General features: G+C 65.2%; 19 protein-coding genes. 11 read left to right on the top strand and 8 right to left on the bottom strand.

The window, feature by feature from the left end; all coding sequences use genetic code 11:
* Positions 1 to 6 precede the first annotated feature (6 nt).
* The gene (locus ACM608_RS08800) at positions 7 to 492 is read right to left on the bottom strand and encodes a hypothetical protein (protein ID WP_419682848.1); all 486 of its coding nucleotides are present in this window, start codon (positions 490 to 492) and stop codon (positions 7 to 9) included.
* Positions 493 to 634: 142 nt separating this feature from the next.
* Between ACM608_RS08800 and eno the strand changes: the two genes are divergently transcribed.
* The 4 genes from eno to ACM608_RS08780 all read left to right on the top strand — a co-directional run bounded on the left by eno (position 635) and on the right by ACM608_RS08780 (position 5,076).
* Positions 635 to 1,918, top strand: a complete 1,284-nt coding sequence (gene eno / locus ACM608_RS08795) for a phosphopyruvate hydratase (protein ID WP_419682847.1) — start codon at positions 635 to 637, stop codon at positions 1,916 to 1,918.
* 91 nt (positions 1,919 to 2,009) lie between these two features.
* A complete protein-coding gene (locus ACM608_RS08790) occupies positions 2,010 to 2,342 on the top strand; it encodes an FtsB family cell division protein (RefSeq protein WP_419682846.1) in 333 nt (110 codons plus the stop codon).
* 183 nt (positions 2,343 to 2,525) lie between these two features.
* Positions 2,526 to 3,617, top strand: coding sequence for a pyruvate dehydrogenase (acetyl-transferring) E1 component subunit alpha (gene pdhA, locus ACM608_RS08785; protein ID WP_419682845.1), 1,092 nt, complete (start codon positions 2,526 to 2,528; stop codon positions 3,615 to 3,617).
* Position 3,618: 1 nt separating this feature from the next.
* A complete protein-coding gene (locus tag ACM608_RS08780) occupies positions 3,619 to 5,076 on the top strand; it encodes a pyruvate dehydrogenase complex E1 component subunit beta (RefSeq protein ID WP_419682844.1) in 1,458 nt (485 codons plus the stop codon).
* A gap of 3 nt (positions 5,077 to 5,079) precedes the next feature.
* Here the strand turns inward: ACM608_RS08780 and ACM608_RS08775 are convergent, their stop codons facing one another.
* Genes ACM608_RS08775 through ACM608_RS08755 form a run of 5 tightly spaced genes read right to left on the bottom strand, consistent with a single transcriptional unit; the run spans position 5,080 to position 9,758 of the window.
* Positions 5,080 to 5,937 (bottom strand): SPOR domain-containing protein, encoded by an 858-nt coding sequence (locus ACM608_RS08775; RefSeq protein WP_419682843.1) that lies wholly within the window; start codon positions 5,935 to 5,937, stop codon positions 5,080 to 5,082.
* Positions 5,938 to 5,948: 11 nt separating this feature from the next.
* Positions 5,949 to 7,166 carry a dihydroorotase gene (locus ACM608_RS08770; protein WP_419682842.1) on the bottom strand — a complete coding sequence of 406 codons (1,218 nt, stop codon included), beginning with the start codon at positions 7,164 to 7,166 and terminating at the stop codon, positions 5,949 to 5,951.
* On the bottom strand, positions 7,163 to 8,146 hold the full coding sequence (locus ACM608_RS08765; RefSeq protein WP_419682841.1) for an aspartate carbamoyltransferase catalytic subunit: 984 nt from the start codon (positions 8,144 to 8,146) through the stop codon (positions 7,163 to 7,165). The genes ACM608_RS08770 and ACM608_RS08765 overlap by 4 nt, the downstream gene beginning before the upstream one ends.
* Positions 8,147 to 8,193: 47 nt before the next feature.
* Entirely contained in the window at positions 8,194 to 8,652 is a 459-nt protein-coding gene (ruvX, locus tag ACM608_RS08760) for a Holliday junction resolvase RuvX (protein ID WP_419682840.1), read from the bottom strand.
* Complete coding sequence (locus ACM608_RS08755) at positions 8,649 to 9,758, bottom strand: DUF3089 domain-containing protein (RefSeq protein WP_419682839.1); 1,110 nt, start codon at positions 9,756 to 9,758, stop codon at positions 8,649 to 8,651. The genes ruvX and ACM608_RS08755 overlap by 4 nt, the downstream gene beginning before the upstream one ends.
* 81 nt (positions 9,759 to 9,839) lie before the next feature.
* Between ACM608_RS08755 and gatC the strand changes: the two genes are divergently transcribed.
* The 5 genes from gatC (at position 9,840) to ACM608_RS08730 (ending at position 14,585) form a co-directional block, all read left to right on the top strand.
* Entirely contained in the window at positions 9,840 to 10,127 is a 288-nt protein-coding gene (gene gatC, locus ACM608_RS08750) for an Asp-tRNA(Asn)/Glu-tRNA(Gln) amidotransferase subunit GatC (protein WP_419682838.1), read from the top strand.
* Positions 10,124 to 11,605, top strand: coding sequence for an Asp-tRNA(Asn)/Glu-tRNA(Gln) amidotransferase subunit GatA (gene gatA / locus ACM608_RS08745; protein WP_419682837.1), 1,482 nt, complete (start codon positions 10,124 to 10,126; stop codon positions 11,603 to 11,605). The genes gatC and gatA overlap by 4 nt, the downstream gene beginning before the upstream one ends.
* Positions 11,606 to 11,690: 85 nt before the next feature.
* On the top strand, positions 11,691 to 12,527 hold the full coding sequence (locus ACM608_RS08740) for a 2OG-Fe(II) oxygenase (RefSeq protein WP_419682836.1): 837 nt from the start codon (positions 11,691 to 11,693) through the stop codon (positions 12,525 to 12,527).
* Between the two features lie 40 nt (positions 12,528 to 12,567).
* The gene (gatB, locus tag ACM608_RS08735; RefSeq protein WP_419682835.1) at positions 12,568 to 14,058 is read left to right on the top strand and encodes an Asp-tRNA(Asn)/Glu-tRNA(Gln) amidotransferase subunit GatB; all 1,491 of its coding nucleotides are present in this window, start codon (positions 12,568 to 12,570) and stop codon (positions 14,056 to 14,058) included.
* Entirely contained in the window at positions 14,058 to 14,585 is a 528-nt protein-coding gene (locus ACM608_RS08730; RefSeq protein WP_419682834.1) for a serine acetyltransferase, read from the top strand. Before gatB ends, ACM608_RS08730 begins: the two co-directional genes overlap by 1 nt.
* Here the strand turns inward: ACM608_RS08730 and ACM608_RS08725 are convergent.
* Positions 14,536 to 14,679, bottom strand: a complete 144-nt coding sequence (locus ACM608_RS08725) for a hypothetical protein (RefSeq protein WP_419682833.1) — start codon at positions 14,677 to 14,679, stop codon at positions 14,536 to 14,538. The two genes, ACM608_RS08730 and ACM608_RS08725, sit on opposite strands and share 50 nt — an antisense overlap.
* Before the next feature lie 124 nt (positions 14,680 to 14,803).
* On the opposite strand from ACM608_RS08725, the gene ACM608_RS08720 reads away from it, so the two are divergent.
* Both ACM608_RS08720 and ACM608_RS08715 read left to right on the top strand, forming a co-directional pair.
* The gene (locus ACM608_RS08720; RefSeq protein WP_419682832.1) at positions 14,804 to 16,438 is read left to right on the top strand and encodes a CTP synthase; all 1,635 of its coding nucleotides are present in this window, start codon (positions 14,804 to 14,806) and stop codon (positions 16,436 to 16,438) included.
* A gap of 83 nt (positions 16,439 to 16,521) precedes the next feature.
* Complete coding sequence (locus ACM608_RS08715) at positions 16,522 to 17,133, top strand: thioredoxin domain-containing protein (protein WP_419682831.1); 612 nt, start codon at positions 16,522 to 16,524, stop codon at positions 17,131 to 17,133.
* Positions 17,134 to 17,403: 270 nt separating this feature from the next.
* Here ACM608_RS08715 and ACM608_RS08710 read toward each other — a convergent pair whose 3' ends face one another.
* Positions 17,404 to 17,784, bottom strand: a complete 381-nt coding sequence (locus ACM608_RS08710) for a hypothetical protein (protein ID WP_419682830.1) — start codon at positions 17,782 to 17,784, stop codon at positions 17,404 to 17,406.
* Positions 17,785 to 17,848 lie beyond the last annotated feature (64 nt).

Genomic DNA, 17,848 nt, shown 5'->3' with positions numbered 1-17,848 from the left:
GACGAATCACGCCTCTTCACGCTCCGGGGCAGCCTTGAGGACACGCGCCAGCACAAAACCGATAGCGGCGGCGGCACCGATCGCGATCGCCGGACTGGCCGCCACGAAGGCGCGTGCGTCTTCGACAAGGTCATCGACTTCCTTGTCGCGCAGGGTGTCCGCAACACCGGAGATCGAGCTGGCGGCATTGCGCGCAAAGCCGGCGTACTGCCCTCCCAACTTTTCCTCAACGCTATCAGCGGCATCGCTGACCATCTTGACGATGTTATCCAGCGCCTCGGTCGTCTTGTCCTTGCCCTGCGTCGCATAAGCCCGAAGTGTGTCGCCGGCTTGGCCGCGCAGTCCGTCCGCCTCTGACTTGAAGGCGTCCTTCGCCTTCTGAAACGCGTCTTGCGACTTGGGCTGCGCCCCGGCTGTCTCCTCGGTGCTTGCCGTCGCATCGTCCCCGACGATCGTGTCGGTGCCCTCCGGCAGTTCGTTCTCGTCAACCATCGCAATCTCCCGCAAGTCGCGTGTTCGTGAGGCCACAACAGCCGCAAACGTCACGGGTTCCTGCGGTTGCCTGCATGACGAAGCCTCTTTAGAGCCTCGTCCCAGCATACAACGTCAAAGCTGCAAGAGGGGCAAGTCAGACATGACCGCGATCATCGACGTCCACGCACGCCAGATCATCGACAGCCGGGGCAACCCCACTGTCGAGGTCGATGTCACGCTGGAGGATGGCAGCTTCGGCCGTGCCGCCGTGCCATCTGGCGCTTCGACGGGCGCCTATGAGGCTGTCGAGCTGCGCGACGGAGACAAGTCCGTATTCCTCGGCAAGAGCGTGCAAAAGGCGGTCGATGCGGTGAACGGAGAGATCGCCGGTGAAGTCGCAGGCTTGGACGCGGAGGATCAGGGCGACATTGATGCCGCGATGATCGAACTGGACGGCACCGAAAACAAGGGCCGGCTGGGCGCCAATGCAATTCTTGGCGTCAGCCTGGCGGTGGCGAAGGCGGCGGCGGATGCACGCGGCCTGCCGCTCTATCGCTACGTCGGCGGCGTGTCGGCCAACACACTGCCAGTGCCGATGATGAACATCATTAATGGCGGCGCGCATGCCGACAACCCGATCGACTTTCAGGAATTCATGATCATGCCCGTTGGCGTGGACAGCCTGTTCGAAGCTGTCCGCTGCGGCTCCGAGATCTTCCACACGCTGAAGAAGAAGCTGCACGACAAAAATCTTGCGACGGCAGTAGGTGATGAAGGCGGTTTCGCCCCGAACCTCGCCTCCGCTCCCGACGCGCTCGACTTCATCATGGGCTCGATCGAGGCGGCGGGGTACAAGCCGGGTGAGGACGTCGTGCTGGCCCTCGATTGCGCCGCGACCGAGTTCTTCAAGGACGGCGTCTACGACTTCCACGGCGAAGGTGTGAAGCGCTCGCCGGCAGAGATGGCGGACTATCTAGCCGACCTTTGCGCGCGCTATCCGATCATCTCGATCGAGGACGGGATGAGCGAGGACGATTTCGATGGCTGGAAGATCCTGACCGACAAGATCGGCGGCAAGGTCCAGTTGGTCGGGGACGATCTGTTCGTCACCAATCCGAAGCGACTGGCGATGGGGATCGGCAAGGGTCTGGCGAATTCGCTGCTGGTCAAGGTCAACCAGATCGGCACGCTCTCGGAGACGTTGGAGGCAGTCTCGCTGGCCCAGCGCAACCGCTACACCGCCGTGATGTCGCACCGCTCCGGCGAAACCGAGGATGCGACAATTGCCGATCTCGCGGTTGCTACCAACTGCGGCCAGATCAAGACCGGTTCGCTGGCGCGCTCTGATCGGCTTGCCAAGTACAACCAGCTCATTCGTATCGAGGAAGAGCTGGGTGCGACGGCGATCTATGCCGGGCGGGCGGCGTTTAACGTGGGTGCGTAATACTCTACACATGCGGTGCGGCTCAGGCGTTATCTGAGCCGCCGCGGCCGAAAACGCTTGATCCCCGCGTTGATAATTGATTCAAGGGGATATGCCGCGCCCGCGATCAGCTTTGTCGCTCGCCCGTTCAGCGCTCTTTCCGGCGCTGGCGGTGCTCGTCGTGGCGAATTTCGCGGGTTACGCGATCGTCGGCTCCAACGGGTTGCTCGCCTGGGGTGATTACAAGCGTCAGCTGAAGGAGCGGCGGGCCGAACTCGCCCTGTTGCAGAGCGAGCGGGATCATCTCGCCCGGCGCACTGCGCTGGTCGATCCGCGCCGTGTCGATCCGGATATGGCGGACGAGATGGTCCGCCGGCAACTGGGTCTCGTGCGGCCCGACGAAGTAATTCTCGAAACCGGCGATGAGGATCCCGCGACTCACTAGCTCGACTCCTGCCGCCGTTCGCCCGTGGCTTGTCGAAGGTGCAGCGCCAGCGTTGCGACATACTCAGCCCCTGCGGGTGAACCGCTGCTCGTCTCCCGCGTTCCCGCCATTGTCTTGAGCGCGCCCGCTCTGTAGTCAGGCCGCTTACAGTTCCACGCTCACCGTATCATAGGAGCAGTTGGCTTGGCCAAAGCGCCGAACACCGCCGCGCCGCGTACCCGCCGGACGACAAAGAAGCCCGCCGACGCGGCCCCGCCCGCGACCGCTACCCCCAATCGCGAGCGTCCGGCCGAGCCCGAGCGCTACCAGCCCGAGAAGGCGGAGCTGCTCGACTTCTACAAGCAGATGCTGCTGATCCGACGCTTCGAGGAGCGGGCAGGGCAGCTCTACGGCCTCGGCCTGATCGGCGGATTCTGCCACCTCTACATCGGCCAGGAGGCGGTCGCCGTCGGCATCCAGTCCGCGCTTGAGGTGGGAAAAGACAGCGTTATCACCGGCTATCGCGACCACGGCCACATGCTCGCCTACGGCATCGACCCCAAGGTGATCATGGCCGAGCTGACCGGTCGGGCTGCCGGCATCTCCAAGGGCAAGGGCGGTTCGATGCACATGTTCTCCGTGGAGCATGGCTTCTACGGCGGGCACGGCATCGTCGGTGCGCAGGTCAGCCTCGGTACGGGCCTGGCCTTCAAGCACAAATATGCTGGCGATGGCGGCGTCTGCGTCGCCTATTTCGGCGACGGCGCGGCCAATCAGGGCCAGGTCTACGAATTGTTCAACATGGCCGAGCTCTGGAAGCTCCCGATCATCTTCGTGATCGAGAACAACCAGTACGCGATGGGGACCAGCGTCAACCGCTCCTCCGCCGAGGACCAGCTTTATCGCCGTGGCGAGAGCTTCCGCATCCCCGGCCTTCAGGTCGATGGCATGGACGTTCTGGCTGTGCGGGGTGCCACCGAGCGCGCGCTGGAGTGGGTGCGGGGCGGCAAGGGTCCGATCCTGCTGGAGATGAAGACCTACCGCTATCGTGGCCACTCAATGTCCGATCCGGCCAAGTACCGCTCGCGAGACGAAGTGCAGGCGGTCCGCGACAAGTCCGACCCGATCGAGCACGCCAAGCGCGAGCTGGAGGAGATGGGCGTCCGTGAGGACGAGCTGAAGGCGATCGACAAGGAGATCAAGGCGGTGGTGGTCGAGGCCGCCGACTTCGCCGAGCAGTCGCCCGAGCCCGAGGCGAAGGAACTCTACACCGACGTGCTGGTGGAGCAGTATTGAGATGGCCGTTGAACTGAAGATGCCCGCACTCTCCCCGACGATGGAGGAGGGCACGCTCGCCAAGTGGCTGGTGAAGGAAGGCGACGTGGTCAAATCGGGCGACGTCCTTGCCGAGATCGAGACCGACAAGGCGACGATGGAGTTCGAGGCAGTCGATGAGGGCACGATCGCCCAGATCGTCGTGCCGGAGGGCAGCGAAGGCGTTAAGGTCGGCGCGGTGATCGCGATGATCGCCGCCGAGGGCGAGGACCCTGGTGCTGCCAAGCAGACGAAGCCTGCCGAGCAGTCTGATGCCAAGCCGAAGGTGGATGAAACCGCAGGCGACGCCGCCAATGCGAAGCCGAAGCCGGGCAAGGACGAAGGGCAGCCACCAATTCCCGAGGGTGGCGACACGCCGCACCAGATGGAGACCGGCGCGCGCGATCTCGTAGCCTCGGTTGCGGCGACCGAAGTGCCTGAGGAGGACGCGGGCGAGACGACCAAGATGACCGTCCGCGAAGCGCTGCGCGACGCCATGGCCGAGGAGATGCGGGCCGACGACCGCGTCTTCGTGATGGGCGAGGAGGTCGCTCAGTATCAAGGCGCGTACAAGGTGACCCAAGGTTTGCTCGACGAATTCGGCGAGAAGCGCGTCATCGACACGCCGATTACCGAATATGGCTTTGCCGGCATCGGTACGGGCGCGGCGATGGGTGGCCTCAAGCCGATCGTCGAGTTCATGACGTTTAACTTCGCCATGCAGGCGATCGATCACATCATCAACTCGGCCGCCAAGACCAACTACATGTCCGGCGGCCAGATGCGCTGTCCGGTGGTGTTCCGTGGCCCGAACGGCGCGGCGGCCCGCGTCGGTGCGCAGCACAGCCAGAACTACGGCCCCTGGTACGCCAGCGTTCCCGGCCTGATCGTCATCGCGCCCTATTCGGCGGCCGATGCGAAGGGCCTGCTAAAAGCCGCGATCCGCACCGACGATCCTGTCGTGTTCCTCGAAAACGAGCTGCTCTACGGCCAGTCTTTTGAGGTGCCGTGCAAGGACGACTACGTCCTGCCGATCGGCAAGGCCAGAGTGGTGCGCCCAGGCAAGGACGTGACCCTCGTCAGCTACTCGATCGGCGTCGGCGTTAGCCTCGATGCCGCGAACAAGCTGGCGGAGCAAGGCATCGAGGCCGAGGTTATCGATCTCCGCACCCTCCGCCCGCTTGACACCGCGACGGTGCTGGAGAGTCTGAAGAAGACCAACCGCATGGTCGTTGTCGAAGAGGGCTGGCCGACCTGCTCGATTTCTTCGGAGATCATGGCGGTGGCGATGGAGAAGGGTTTCGATGATCTCGACGCCCCCGTGCTGCGCGTCACCAACGAGGACGTGCCGCTTCCTTATGCTGCTAACCTTGAAAAAGCCGCGCTGGTCCATGCGGACAGCGTCGTCGCCGCGGTGAAGAAGGTCACGTACCGCAGTTGAGGCTCAGGGCCGGATCGGCAGGCAGTCCTGTCTGAGCCGGCGTAGGGCGGTGCAAACGGAAATCGCCTCCCTTGCGGTTCCAAATGGTCCCGCCTGAAGACGGTAGAGGCTGCGCGCAGGCGTGTAGATTGGTGTCGCCGCCATCAGCGACGGTTGGGCCGAGAGACGCGCCCAATGCGCGGCGGCGGCAGCCTGTGAGCCGAAGGCACCAAGCTGCACACGCCAACCCGCCTTAGCTTGTGGAGCAAGCGGTGCGACCTCACGCGCTGCCGACACGGACACCGCTGACGTAGACGGCTGTGCCGGGCCAGGGCTCAGGAGCGCAGGCACGGCGCGCTTTTGCGCCGTGGCGTGCGTCTTGGCGGCAAGGATCGTGTTCATACGCGCAAGGCTGGTCTTCGCCTGCGGCAGGCCGGAGGCGGCGGCGAGCGCCATCATCTGCTGCCCCCGGACACGATCCTGCTTGATGCGGTCGCCGTTGAAGAGCGCGGTGCCGAGCAAATACTGCGCCCTTGGCTCCTTCCGCGCCGCCGCCTTCTCCAAGAGCGGAAAGGCGCGGGCCGCATCGCCCTCACGAAAGAGGAGCAGGCCCAGATTAACTTGAGCGAGCGGCTGGTTCTTGGTTGCCGCTTTCTCCAGCAAGGCGCGCGCCTTGACCGGATCTGCGGAGACACCGCGGCCCGCAAGATAGGCGTCGGCCAGCCGCACCTGCGCCTCAGGATCACCTGCCTCGGCTGGAGCGGTCCACTCCTTCACCGCCCGCTCGAAGTCGCCCGTTTTCCACGCCTGCACTCCAGCAGCAACGTCGGCGGAGGCGGGGAGGGGTACGATGAAGGCGAGGGTCAGAAGAGCGCGGCGCATCCGAGTAACCTTCAGCCGAGCGGCTGTCCGCCCTTGATGGTGGTCAGCACGCGTCCCTGCACGGGAAGAGCGTCGAAGGGTGTATTGCCCGCGGTGGATACGAACGTCTCCCCGTCGATGATCCACGGGGCATCCGGGTCGAGCAGGATCAGGTCCGCCTCCGCCCCCTCGGCGATCGTGCCTCCAGGAAGGCCGAGCAGACGCGCAGGATTCGCCGACAAAAGCGTGAAGAGGCGGGGCAGGTCCACAAGTCCGTCGCGCACCAAGGTCAACGCCAATGCGGCAAGCGTTTCGGCACCCGACATGCCGGGCTCGGCGTCTGCATAGGGCAGGCGCTTCGCCTCCGGCCCACGCGGGTCGTGTCCCGAGCAGATCACGTCGATGGTGCCATCGGCCACGGCATCAAGCGTCGCCTTGCGGTCGTCCTCGGATCGGAGTGGTGGCGAGAGCCGGGCGAAGGTCTTGAACGGCCCGATCGCCGTTTCGCTGAGGAGGAGATGGGCGGGGGTGACGCCGCAGGTGACGCGTACGTCACGCTTCTTCGCGGCACGGATCAGGCGGAAGCCGGCGGCGGTGGTGACCTGGCGAAAATGAAGACGGGCGCCGGTCTCCTCCGCCAGCGCGATGTCACGGCCGATGGCGATCGCCTCGGCAGAGGCCGGTGCGGAAGCAAGTCCCAACCGGGTCGCAGTCTCGCCGTCGGTGGCGACCGCATTGGCGGTCAGACCCTCGTCCTCCGCATGGCTGACCACCAGCATGTCGAACGCGGCCGCATAGGCGAGGAGGCGGTACATCACACCTGAGTCCGCAATCCGCCTGCGCCCGGTGGCAATAGCGCAGGCTCCACCCCGCTGCATCAACGCGACCTCGGCAAGCTCGGCCCCTTCAAGATTGCGGGTCGCGGCCGCCATGGGGTGTATCCACACCGCCGGCTTTCCGGCCGCGGCCGCACGCTGGACCAGACCGACATCATCCAGAGGCCTCGACTGATCCGGCATCAGTGCGGCGCGGGTGATGCCTCCCGCAGTGAAGGCGGGAAGGTCGATCGCGAACACGCCGAGATCGACGATCCCAGGCGCGACATGCTTTCCGCGCGCGTCGATAATGCGGACACCGGTCGGCACTTCGCCCCCGATGCGCGCGATCCGGCCATCCTCGATCAGGAGCGAGGCGGACTCGACTCGATCGCCCAGGATGAGACGACCACCCGTGATCGCGAGCGAGGTCACGCCCAACCCTCGACACCCCGCCTGGCTCGCGTCAGCACGTCCAGGCAGGCCATGCGAACCGCCACGCCCACCTCCACCTGCTCCGTAATCGCAGAGCGGTCGATGTCGTCGGCGACGGCTGAGGTGATCTCCACGCCGCGATTCATCGGACCCGGGTGCATCACCAGCGCGTCGGGCTGCGCGCGGGCAAGCCGTTCATGCGTGAGGCCCCAAAAGGCGTGGTACTCGCGCTCCGAAGGCACGAAGCCCCCGGCCATCCGCTCCCGCTGCAGCCGCAGCATCATCACCACGTCCGCGCCCTCCAGCCCGGCGTCGAGGTCGGTGAAGCAGGCTACTCCCATCCGGTCGATCGCCGGCGGTACGAGCGTCGGCGGCGCGACGACGCGCACCTCGGCTCCCAGCGTGCCGAGGCATATGATGTTGGAGCGTGCGACCCGGCTGTGTAGCACATCGCCGCAGATGGCGACCTTCAACCCGGCGATCCCGCCCTTGCGGCGGCGGATCGTCAGAGCGTCGAGGAGTGCCTGGGTCGGATGTTCGTGGCGGCCGTCGCCCGCGTTGAGGACTGGGCAGTCAACCTTGTCGGCGATCAGTCCCACCGCCCCCGAAGCATCATGGCGGATTACGATCACGTCCGCCCGCATCGCATTGAGAGTCACGGCGGTATCGATCAGCGTCTCGCCCTTCTTCACGCTCGACTGCGCGACCATCATGTTGACCACATCCGCGCCGAGCCGCTTGCCGGCGATCTCGAATGACAGGAGGGTACGGGTCGAGTTCTCGAAGAACGCGTTGATCTGCGTCAGGCTGGCAAGACGATTGTCATGCTTGGTCTGCGCGCGATTGATCGCCACCCAATGCTCCGCCTCGTCGAGGAGGAAGGTGATCTCATGTGCCTTCAGCCCGGCGATTCCGGTGAGATGACGATGCGGGAAGGGGTGGACGCCGTAGGGCCAGTGGCTGTGCGCGGAGGCGTTCATCAAAGCCCGGCTGTAGCGAGGCGGTGACGGCCACTCAAGTCTGAGCGTCACCGGGTTAGCGCGTCGATCGCGCCCTGGAGGATGTACGCCGCAGCCATCTTGTCGACGAGTTCGGCGCGACGCGCACGGCTGGCGTCCGCATCGAGAAGGGTGCGGGTCACGGCGGCGGTCGACCAGCGCTCGTCCCAGAGGAGGATGGGGAGCGCCAGGGGGTACAGGTTGCGCGCGAACGCCCGGATGGCCTGAGTGCGCGGTGAATCTGTGCCGTCCAGGTTCAGCGGCAGCCCAATGACAAAACCCTTGATCGACTGTTTGGCGGCGATCTCCCGCAGGCGGGCGAAGTCGACCTTGAACTTCACCCGCTCGATAAGCTCGGCCGGGCTGGCAATAGTCCAGCCTGCGTCGCAGAAAGCGATACCGATCGTGCGCGTGCCGACGTCGAGGCCAGCCAGGCGCCCGCCCGTCGGGAGAGCAGCGAGAAACTCGGTGGTTGCGCTGGTGATCACCGCACGAACGCCGCCAGGCGTCGTTCCGCATCCCGGCGAATATTCGCCCAGAACAGGCTGTAGTCGTAGACGTGGTAGTTGTTGCCCGGCATGACATAGCCGTCATAGCCCTCCGGTGGTTCCCCGATCAGCAGGAAACCCGAGGCATCGCACCGCGCCCCGACCTTGCCAGGCACCAGACGACTGCCGCTAAGGTCGCGTTCCGGCACAATCGCGCCGAGATTGGCTGAGGCAGGGGCACTTGTACCCGGCACGCCCGTCAGCGGGTTCACGCAGAGCATCGCCGTACCCTTCAGCGGTTTACCCGTTGCACCTTTGTGACTTTCGTAGATTTGGACGATCTGGTGGGCGTCGGCCGGTTCGGCGAAGCTCTGCCAGGACAGGATGCAGTTAGCCTGGTCGGCCCGCGCGCAGGCGGGCAGCCCGAGAGCAGGGATGTCAGCGGTCAGCGAAATTGGCCAGCCCACCAGGTACGCGGCGGCGATGCGCCGGGCGATCGCTTGCCCAGCGACACGTTCCTTCATCAGCCGGAGCAGGTGGACTGTTCCCTGACTGTGGCCGGCGAGAATGATCGGGCGGTCGGCCGGCTGAGCGGCGAGGAACGTCTCCCAAGCACGCAGGATATCGGCATAGGCGAAGTCGAGCGCGCGTCGCGCATTGGCCTCGTCGGTCAGGAAGACGCCGAAGCTCGCCTGCCGGTAGCGCGGCGCCCAGATCTGGCCGACGCTGTTGAACGCACTCGCCTGCCCACGCGCGAAGAGGGTAAGGTACTTGCGCGCCTCGCCATCATCGAGCGGCGCGTTCCAGCGGTCGCCGCGAAGGTAGGTGGTGGGCGTGACGTAGAAGACCGCAGCCGTCGCATTCGGGTTCGCGGTGAAACTCGCCGGCGTCACAAGCGCGGGGTTGTCGCGGAGCCCTGGACGGGCCAGCCATGCTGCGTCCTGCGTGTAATCAGGGGCTGGGCCCGCCGCGCTTGCCTCGAACGGCACACTCGGGATCATGGCGTATCGGATGATACGATCCTGGAACATGCTCCAGACGATCGCGGATACGAGCACCAGGAAGACCAGACCGGCGATGATGTACAGGAAGCGGCGCGCGAGCATGGCGCCTGTTAGCCGCGCATGACGATCGCCGAAAGTGTTCCGCGCTTGATGGCAAGGGGGGTGGCTGGTAGCGGCACGGCTATGTCCGTCGATAACGCTGCCGTCCGCAAGATCGCCAGCCTCGCCCGGATCGCGTTGAGCGATGCGGAGATCGAGGCTTTGGTGCCCGACCTCAACAACATCCTCGGCTTTGTCGAGCAGCTGGGCGAGGTGAACACCGATGGGGTGGAGCCCCTGGCGGCGGTAATCCCCAACACGCTGCGCCTGCGCGATGACGTTGTCACCGACGGTGGCATCCGCGATGACGTGCTGAAGAACGCGCCGGAGGGGGAGCATGGCTTCTTCGCAGTACCGAAGGTGATCGAGTGACCGTTCTGACCGACCTCACCATTGCCGCGATCCGCGACGGCTTTCTCGCAGGCGATTTCTCCGCGCGTGAAGTCGCCGACGCTTTCAATGGCGCAGTTGCGGCGGGCAAGTCGCTGAACGCGTTTCTGGTCGAGACGCCCGATCACGCGATCGCCGCCGCCGAGAATGCCGATCGCGCACGCGCGTCGGGCGATTTTCTGCCGCTTGCCGGGGTCCCCCTCGGGATCAAGGACTTGTTCTGTACTGCGGGTGTGCAGACGACGGCGGCCAGCCACATTCTCGAGGGGTTCACGCCGACATACGAATCCACCGTCACCGCCAAACTGTTCGCGGCAGGTGCGGGAATGCTCGGCAAGCTGAACATGGACCAGTTCGCCATGGGTTCGTCCAACGAGACGAGCGCGTTCGGCAATGTGATCTCCCCTTGGAAGCGGAAGGATGGCGGCAACGCCGCGCTTTCACCCGGCGGGTCCTCGGGCGGATCCTCCGCTGCTGTCGCCGCACGGCTCGTACCAGGCGCCACGGGAACCGACACCGGCGGGTCGATCCGTCAGCCGGCTGCCTTCACGGGCATCTCCGGGATCAAGCCAACCTATGGTCGTTGCTCACGCTGGGGCGTGGTCGCCTTCGCCTCCTCGCTCGATCAAGCCGGGCCGATGGCGCGGGACGTGCGGGACTGCGCGATCATGCTTGAGGCGATGAGCGGCTTCGACCCGAAGGATGCGACCTCGCTCGACATGGCCGTTCCAAATTGGGAGGCGGCGCTTTCCGGCGACCTGACGGGCAAGCGCGTCGGCATCCCCAAGGAGTATCGCGTCGACGGCATGCCGCCGGAGATCGAGGCGCTGTGGCAGCGCGGGATCGAGATGGTGAAGGACGCGGGGGCGGAGGTGGTCGACGTCTCCCTGCCGCACACCAAGTACGCGCTCCCGACCTATTACATCATCGCGCCTGCCGAAGCCTCCTCGAACCTCGCGCGCTATGACGGCGTTCGCTACGGCCAGCGTGCGCTGCCCGACGGAGCGAACCTGCAGGAGATGTACGCGGCAACCCGCGCCGCCGGCTTCGGCGCGGAGGTGAAGCGGCGCATCATGATCGGAACTTACGTTCTGTCGGCCGGCTTCTACGATGCCTATTACACCAAGGCGCAGAAGGTCCGCGCGCTGATCGCTCGCGACTTCGAGCTGGCATGGGACAAGTGCGACGTTCTGCTGACCCCGACAGCACCGTCCGCTGCGTTCGCGCTCGGCGAGAAGAGCGCCGACCCGATCGCCATGTACCTGAACGACGTCTTCACTGTGCCATCAAGCCTCGCGGGTCTGCCCGCGATGTCGGTGCCCGGTGGCCTCGACAAGCAGGGCCTCCCTCTCGGCCTGCAGGTCATCGGCAAGCCCTTCGACGAGCAGGGTGTGCTGAACGCGTCTCTGGCTGTGGAGGAGCGGGCCGGCTTTACGGCTCGGGCGGAAAGATGGTGGTAATAGCTCGCCTGTAAGCGTCCTGCATGTGGCTGCGTCGGGGTGCGGCGAGACGTGGTAAGTAACCGCGCGAAAAGGGGGCTGAGAAATGGCGATCCTCGATCTTAGGAATGCGGGCGGCTACCTCCACTTCGATGGCGACCAGTGCGCGGCCGAGGGGGAAAAGCGGGCGACGCAGTATCAATCGGCTCAGCCTTTTCCTCATATCGTCATGGAGGACTTCCTCGATGTCGATGTGCTTCGCCGCGTCGTCCAGGAATACCCGAGCAGGGAAGGCCGCCACTACTTCGATCGCCCGCAGGAGCGTTTCAAGTACCAGTTCAACCCGCATACGGTTGAAAGTGGCATCGTCCGTAACCTTCTGGCGGAGCTGAATGGCGAGCCTTTCCTGAAGTTCCTGTCGGCGATGACCGGCATCGATGGTCTGATCTCCGATCCGTACTATGCGGGCGGCGGGCTGCATGAGACCCTTTCCGGCGGGCACCTGAGCGTCCATGCCGACTTCAACGTCCATGGCGACATGCAGCTGGAGCGCCGCCTGAACCTCCTGGTCTACCTCAATGAGGACTGGGACGAGGGCTTCGGCGGCAATCTGGAGCTCTGGGACAAGAAGATGCGCAAGGCTGCCGTCGAGGTCGCCCCTGTCATGGCGCGTGCCGTCGTGTTCAACACCTCGCTCGACAGCTATCACGGACAGCCCAATCCGCTGACCTGTCCGTCCGATCGCTCGCGGCGTTCGATCGCCACCTACTACTACACGGCCCTGCCGATCGAGACGAACCTACCGCAGCGGACCACGACCTTCCAGACCCGCCCGAACACAGGCGACAAGACCGACGTGGTGGTGAAATACCACCATTTCGTCGACGACTGGGTGCCGAAGAAGCTGCATGGGATTGCGCGCAAGCTCGGGCCCAAGCCATAACGGCGTTGCCTTGTGCGTCGCCGCGCGCCAAGGAAACGCCATGACCAGCACCTATACGATCGAGGGCGCAACGGGGCCGTGGGAGGTCGTCGTCGGCCTCGAAGTGCACGCGCAGATCAGCACCAATGCAAAGCTTTTCTCCGGCTCTTCCACCGCCTTCGGGGCTGAGCCCAACAGCCAGGTGAGCCTTGTGGATGCGGCGATGCCAGGCATGCTGCCCGTGCCGAACCGGGAATGCATCCGCCAGGCGGTCCGCACCGGCATGGCGCTGAAGGCCCAGATCAATCGCCACTCGCGCTTCGATCGCAAGAACTACTTCTACGCGGATCTGCCGCAGGGTTATCAGATCAGCCAGCTCTACCATCCCATCGTGGGCGAAGGCGCGATCGAGATCGAGCCTGAAGAGGGCGTCACCAAGACGGTGGGGATCGAGCGCATCCATGTCGAGCAGGACGCGGGCAAGCTGATGCATGATCAGCACCCGACCCGCTCCTATGTCGATCTCAACCGTTCCGGCATCGCCCTCATGGAGATCGTGTCCAAGCCGGACCTGCGCTCACCGGCCGAGGCGGGAGCCTATATCCGCAAGCTGCGCGCGATCCTGCGCTATGTCGGTTCCTGCGACGGGAATATGGAACAGGGGTCTATGCGCGCCGACGTCAACGTGTCGGTGCGGCGGCCGGGGGCGGGGTTCGGCACGCGAACCGAGACCAAGAACGTCAACTCCGTCCGCTTCATCATGCAGACCGTGGAGCATGAGGCGCGTCGGCAGATCGCGGTTATCGAGGATGGCGGCACGATCGTGCAGGAGACCCGCCTATTCGATCCGGATCGGGGTGAGACGCGATCGATGCGGTCCAAGGAGGATGCGCACGATTACCGCTACTTCCCTGACCCGGACCTGCTGCCGTTGGAACTGGACGACGCATTCCTTTCGGAGTGCGCGGCGAGCCTGCCCGAACTGCCCGACACGAAGATCGCGCGATATCGCGACGTGCTCGGCATTTCCGAGGGGAACACGGGCGTCATCACCGCCGACGTTGCGAACACCCGCTACTTCGAATTGCTGCTGGCGGATGCGGCCAGGCGGCAGGGCAAGACAGAGGCCGAGGTCGCCAAGGCGGCGTCGAACTGGCTGGTGTCGGACCTGTTCGGGGGCCTGAACCGCGCCGAGCGGACGATTGAAGACTCGCCGATCACGCCCGGACAGGGTGCTGAACTGCTTGGGCTCGTCGCGGACGGAACGCTGTCGGGGTCGCTGTCCAAGCAGGTCTTCGAGATCATGCTGGAGTCAGGCGAAGACCCGTTGAAGATCGTTGAGGATCGCGGCCTCAGGCAGACCAGCGACACCGGCGCGATCGAAGCGGAGATCGCCAAGGTCATGGCCGCGAATGCCGACAAGGTGGCCGAGTATCGCGGCGGCAAGGACAAGCTCTTCGGCTTCTTCGTCGGCCAGACGATGAAGGCGATGGCGGGCAAGGCGAACCCTGCGGTGGTCAACGAACTGCTGAAGAAGGCGCTCGACGGCTGATGACGGGCGCGGGTCCGACGGTCTCGGCCACAGAACCGGACTGGAGCCGTGAATACAAGCGTCCGTTCGCATGGGATCCGTCCCGGTCGCTCCTGGCCGCCATCCGCAGCTATCAGCGATCGCGACATCCCATCAGGCGGAAATGGGCCGTGCTGCGCCACCGTTTCTGGGCGGCTGTCACCGGTGCGGACATTCCGATCAACGCGAAGATCGGCGGCGGTCTCCTCATGCCGCATCCCAACGGCATCGTCGTGCATTCCGATGCTCAGATCGGTCCGAACTGCCTGCTTATGCAGCAGGTGACGTTGGGCGCCACCGAAGTCGGTGCGCCGCGCCTGATGGGTCATGTGGACTGTGGTGCCGGGGCCAAAATACTCGGGCCGGTGACTTTGCAAGAACATTGCAAGGTGGGCGCGAACGCGGTGGTGCTGACCGACGTGCCGGCCGGCGCCACCGCGGTCGGAGTGCCTGCGAAGATCAGGCCTGCTTCACATAACCCGGACGATCCGGATCCTCGACCGGCATAGGCTGATCCTCGGGCGGCATGGGCTGATCCTCGGGCACGCTGTCGGGGTGGACGTCGGGCGTGGTCGGCGGCGGCGAGTCAGGTTGGGTGGCCATGTCGTTCTCCTGTGTTCGCGCGGATAACGATGCGCTCGCGATGGGGTTCATCCACAGCAAATTCCCGCTGCGAACCGGTCTCCGCTTGCCCTCACCGGATTCGGGCGACTAAGCCCATTCTCCCATGACCCGGTTCATCTTCATAACCGGCGGCGTGGTCTCCTCGCTCGGCAAGGGCCTCATGGCCGCCAGCCTCGCCGCCCTCCTTCAGGCGCGCGGATACAAGGTGCGTATCCGCAAGTTCGACCCCTATCTGAACGTCGATCCGGGCACGATGAGTCCGTATCAGCACGGTGAAGTCTACGTCACCGATGATGGGGCCGAGACGGACCTCGACCTCGGCCATTACGAGCGGTTCACGGGCGTGCCCTCACGCCAGTCGGACAATGTGACCTCCGGCCGCATCTACCAGACGATCATCGCCAAGGAGCGGCGGGGCGATTATCTCGGCGCGACGGTGCAGGTGATCCCGCACGTTACCGACGCGATCAAGGCGTTCGCGCGCACCGATGTGGACGATCTCGACTTCGTGCTTTGCGAGATCGGCGGCACCGTCGGCGACATCGAGTCGCTGCCCTTCATCGAGGCGATGCGCCAGTTGAGGAACGACCTGTCCCGTGGCGCCTTCATCAGCGTCCACGTCACGCTCGTGCCGTTCATCGCGGCGGCGGGGGAACTCAAGACCAAGCCGACGCAGCATTCCGTCCGTGAGCTGACCAGCCTCGGCATCCAGCCCGACGTCCTCGTCTGCCGTTGCGAACGGCCGCTGCCGGCGGGGGAGCGGGCGAAAATCGCGGCGTTCTGCAACGTCCGGCCGGAGGCGGTCATCCCCGCGCTCGACGCCAAAAGCATCTACGCGGTACCGCTCCAGTATCACGGCGAGGGGCTCGACGTGGAGGTGCTGCGCGCCTTCGGCATCGAGCCGGGGCCATCACCCGACCTGCGCCGCTGGGACGACATCATGGACCGGCTTACGAACCCGGAAGGCGAGGTGACGATCGGCGTCGTCGGCAAATATGTCGGCCTGCCGGACGCATACAAGTCGCTCAGCGAGGCGCTGGTCCATGGCGGCATTTCCAACCGGGTGAAGGTCAACCTGCGTTGGCTGGACGCCGAATTGTTCGAGCAGGAAGGCCGCGACATCGCCGCCGAGCTGGAGCCCATGCACGGCATCCTCGTGCCCGGCGGTTTTGGAGAGCGGGGGTCGGAGGGCAAGATCCGCTCGGTCCAGTTCGCGCGCGAGCGGAGCGTTCCGTTCTTCGGAATCTGCCTCGGCATGCAGATGGCCTGTATCGAGGGTGCACGAAACCTGGCGGGCATCGACAAGGCCTCGACCACCGAATTCGGTCCGACCGAGGAGCCGGTGGTCGGGCTCATCACCGAATGGATGACCGCCGGCGGCCTGCAGAAGCGGGAAGAGGGCGGTGACCTCGGCGGCACCATGCGGCTCGGCGCGTACGACGCCAAGCTGGCCGGGAACAGCCATGTCTCCGCAATCTACGGCGCGACCGATATTCAGGAGCGGCATCGCCACCGCTATGAGGTCAACGTCCATTACAAGGACGCGCTGGAGAAGGGCGGTCTCGTCTTCTCCGGCATGTCGCCGGACGGCGAGCTGCCGGAGATTGTCGAGCGGCCGGACCATCCGTGGTTCGTCGGCGTGCAGTTCCACCCGGAGCTGAAGTCCAAGCCCTTCGACCCGCACCCGCTGTTCGCCAGCTTCATCGAGGCGGCGGTAAAGCAGAGCCGCCTGGTCTAGCGCCTAAGCTGCAAAACCTATGGGGTAACGGTAGGTTGGCCAACCAAAGACGAGCGCCGCTCCTTCCCTGGTGGGCTTGGATCGTGGTCATCGCCGGCTTCGTCCTGCCGCCGATCCTGATCACCCGCTGGATGGAGCCGGAGCCGGTCGCCCGCCCGCTCGCCGGCCGCATCGCAGGCGATCTTCAGGCGCCCGCGCTGGGGCCGACCGATGCCGCCGTCACCATCGTCATGTTCACCGACCATCGCTGTCCGGTTTGCCGGCGAACGGAGGCGGTCATCGAAAAGGGGATGGTAAAGGGGACGGGTGTTCGCTTCATCCTCAAGGACTGGGCAATCCTGGGTGACGACTCGGTCCTGGCGGCCCGGGCGGCGCTCGCGGCGCAGTATCAGGGAAAGTACTGGCCGATGCATCGCGCGCTGATGCGGAGCACGGGGACGCTCGATCAGGGGCGTATCGCCACCATTGCAGCGGGGGCCGGCGTTGATCCGATCCGACTCGTCCACGACATGCGGGCCAATGCCGAGGCGATCGAGGCCCGCCTCGCGCAGATTTCGCGCGAGGCGCTCGACCTGCGCTTGCCGGGTACGCCCGGGATCCTCGTCGGGCCGTTTCTGGTGAAGGGTGGCGTGGATAGCGGACAACTGCGCAAGCTGATCGAAGAGGCGCGCGAAGAAGCGGAAGGGAACAGCTGAATCCGCGGCTGACAGGGTCCGGAATCACAAACGCCTGAGCCGTTTCCAGCTCAGGCGTCCGCGTGACGATCGCTCGTCAGCCCCCTTTTGGTTGGTCGCGCTCTCTTTCCCGACGCTTTGTCGCGTGGTGGAGCTGCAACCTCCCCGAACCGTGGCCCAGGCCGGCGTTCCGTTGAGGAATGACTATCGTCTTACGTTCCGCGAGTCATGACCGATTTGCCCCGCGACAACATATCGCGGGCGGTTGTTGCTGATCGGCAACAGAACGGGTCAGCGCTTGCGGCGATCACCGCTGTCGTTGCGCGCCTTGCCGACACTGGCGAGCACCGCTTCGAGCTGTCCGATGGTAAAGCCGGCTGTGACGAAGGCTTTAATCTCGGATACGGGGAGAGTGTAGCCGTGGTGCCAGGCGTTGACCGCCAGTCGGCGGAGTGCCTCGAGGCGCGGATCGGCAAGGCGTGACTGGCTCCCCAGACCGAACAGGCCGCCGAGCGCGCGGGCGAGACGGCTCGGCTCGGTCAGGCTGGAGAGGCTGTCGTTGCGTGCCAGCGCCACGGTCGTCCATTCGAGCGGCGACAGGGCCGAGGCAGATGCCTCGACCGCTACGGTGCGGGCGTCGAGCGAGAAAGCGGTGAAGTCGATATAGGCCATGCGGCGTCCCCTCGGCAGGGCGGTTGTTCAATACCGATCGGTATAGACGTGCCGTCGAGGCTCG

The organism is Sphingomonas sp. ID0503 (assembly GCF_048565625.1).
Classification (GTDB): domain Bacteria; phylum Pseudomonadota; class Alphaproteobacteria; order Sphingomonadales; family Sphingomonadaceae; genus JBLZUR01.
The sequence above is the reverse complement of the archived record's forward strand: the minus strand, read 5'-3'. Positions and strand labels throughout refer to the sequence as shown.

Coding starts and splice junctions, on each gene's coding strand:
- ACM608_RS08800 (WP_419682848.1), bottom strand. CDS start 492: ATGGTTGACGAGAACGAACTGCCGGAGGGCACCGACACGATCGTCGGG.
- eno (WP_419682847.1), top strand. CDS start 635: ATGACCGCGATCATCGACGTCCACGCACGCCAGATCATCGACAGCCGG.
- ACM608_RS08790 (WP_419682846.1), top strand. CDS start 2,010: ATGCCGCGCCCGCGATCAGCTTTGTCGCTCGCCCGTTCAGCGCTCTTT.
- ACM608_RS08780 (WP_419682844.1), top strand. CDS start 3,619: ATGGCCGTTGAACTGAAGATGCCCGCACTCTCCCCGACGATGGAGGAG.
- ACM608_RS08775 (WP_419682843.1), bottom strand. CDS start 5,937: ATGCGCCGCGCTCTTCTGACCCTCGCCTTCATCGTACCCCTCCCCGCC.
- ACM608_RS08765 (WP_419682841.1), bottom strand. CDS start 8,146: ATGAACGCCTCCGCGCACAGCCACTGGCCCTACGGCGTCCACCCCTTC.
- ACM608_RS08755 (WP_419682839.1), bottom strand. CDS start 9,758: ATGCTCGCGCGCCGCTTCCTGTACATCATCGCCGGTCTGGTCTTCCTG.
- gatC (WP_419682838.1), top strand. CDS start 9,840: ATGTCCGTCGATAACGCTGCCGTCCGCAAGATCGCCAGCCTCGCCCGG.
- ACM608_RS08740 (WP_419682836.1), top strand. CDS start 11,691: ATGGCGATCCTCGATCTTAGGAATGCGGGCGGCTACCTCCACTTCGAT.
- gatB (WP_419682835.1), top strand. CDS start 12,568: ATGACCAGCACCTATACGATCGAGGGCGCAACGGGGCCGTGGGAGGTC.
- ACM608_RS08730 (WP_419682834.1), top strand. CDS start 14,058: ATGACGGGCGCGGGTCCGACGGTCTCGGCCACAGAACCGGACTGGAGC.
- ACM608_RS08725 (WP_419682833.1), bottom strand. CDS start 14,679: ATGGCCACCCAACCTGACTCGCCGCCGCCGACCACGCCCGACGTCCAC.
- ACM608_RS08720 (WP_419682832.1), top strand. CDS start 14,804: ATGACCCGGTTCATCTTCATAACCGGCGGCGTGGTCTCCTCGCTCGGC.
- ACM608_RS08710 (WP_419682830.1), bottom strand. CDS start 17,784: ATGGCCTATATCGACTTCACCGCTTTCTCGCTCGACGCCCGCACCGTA.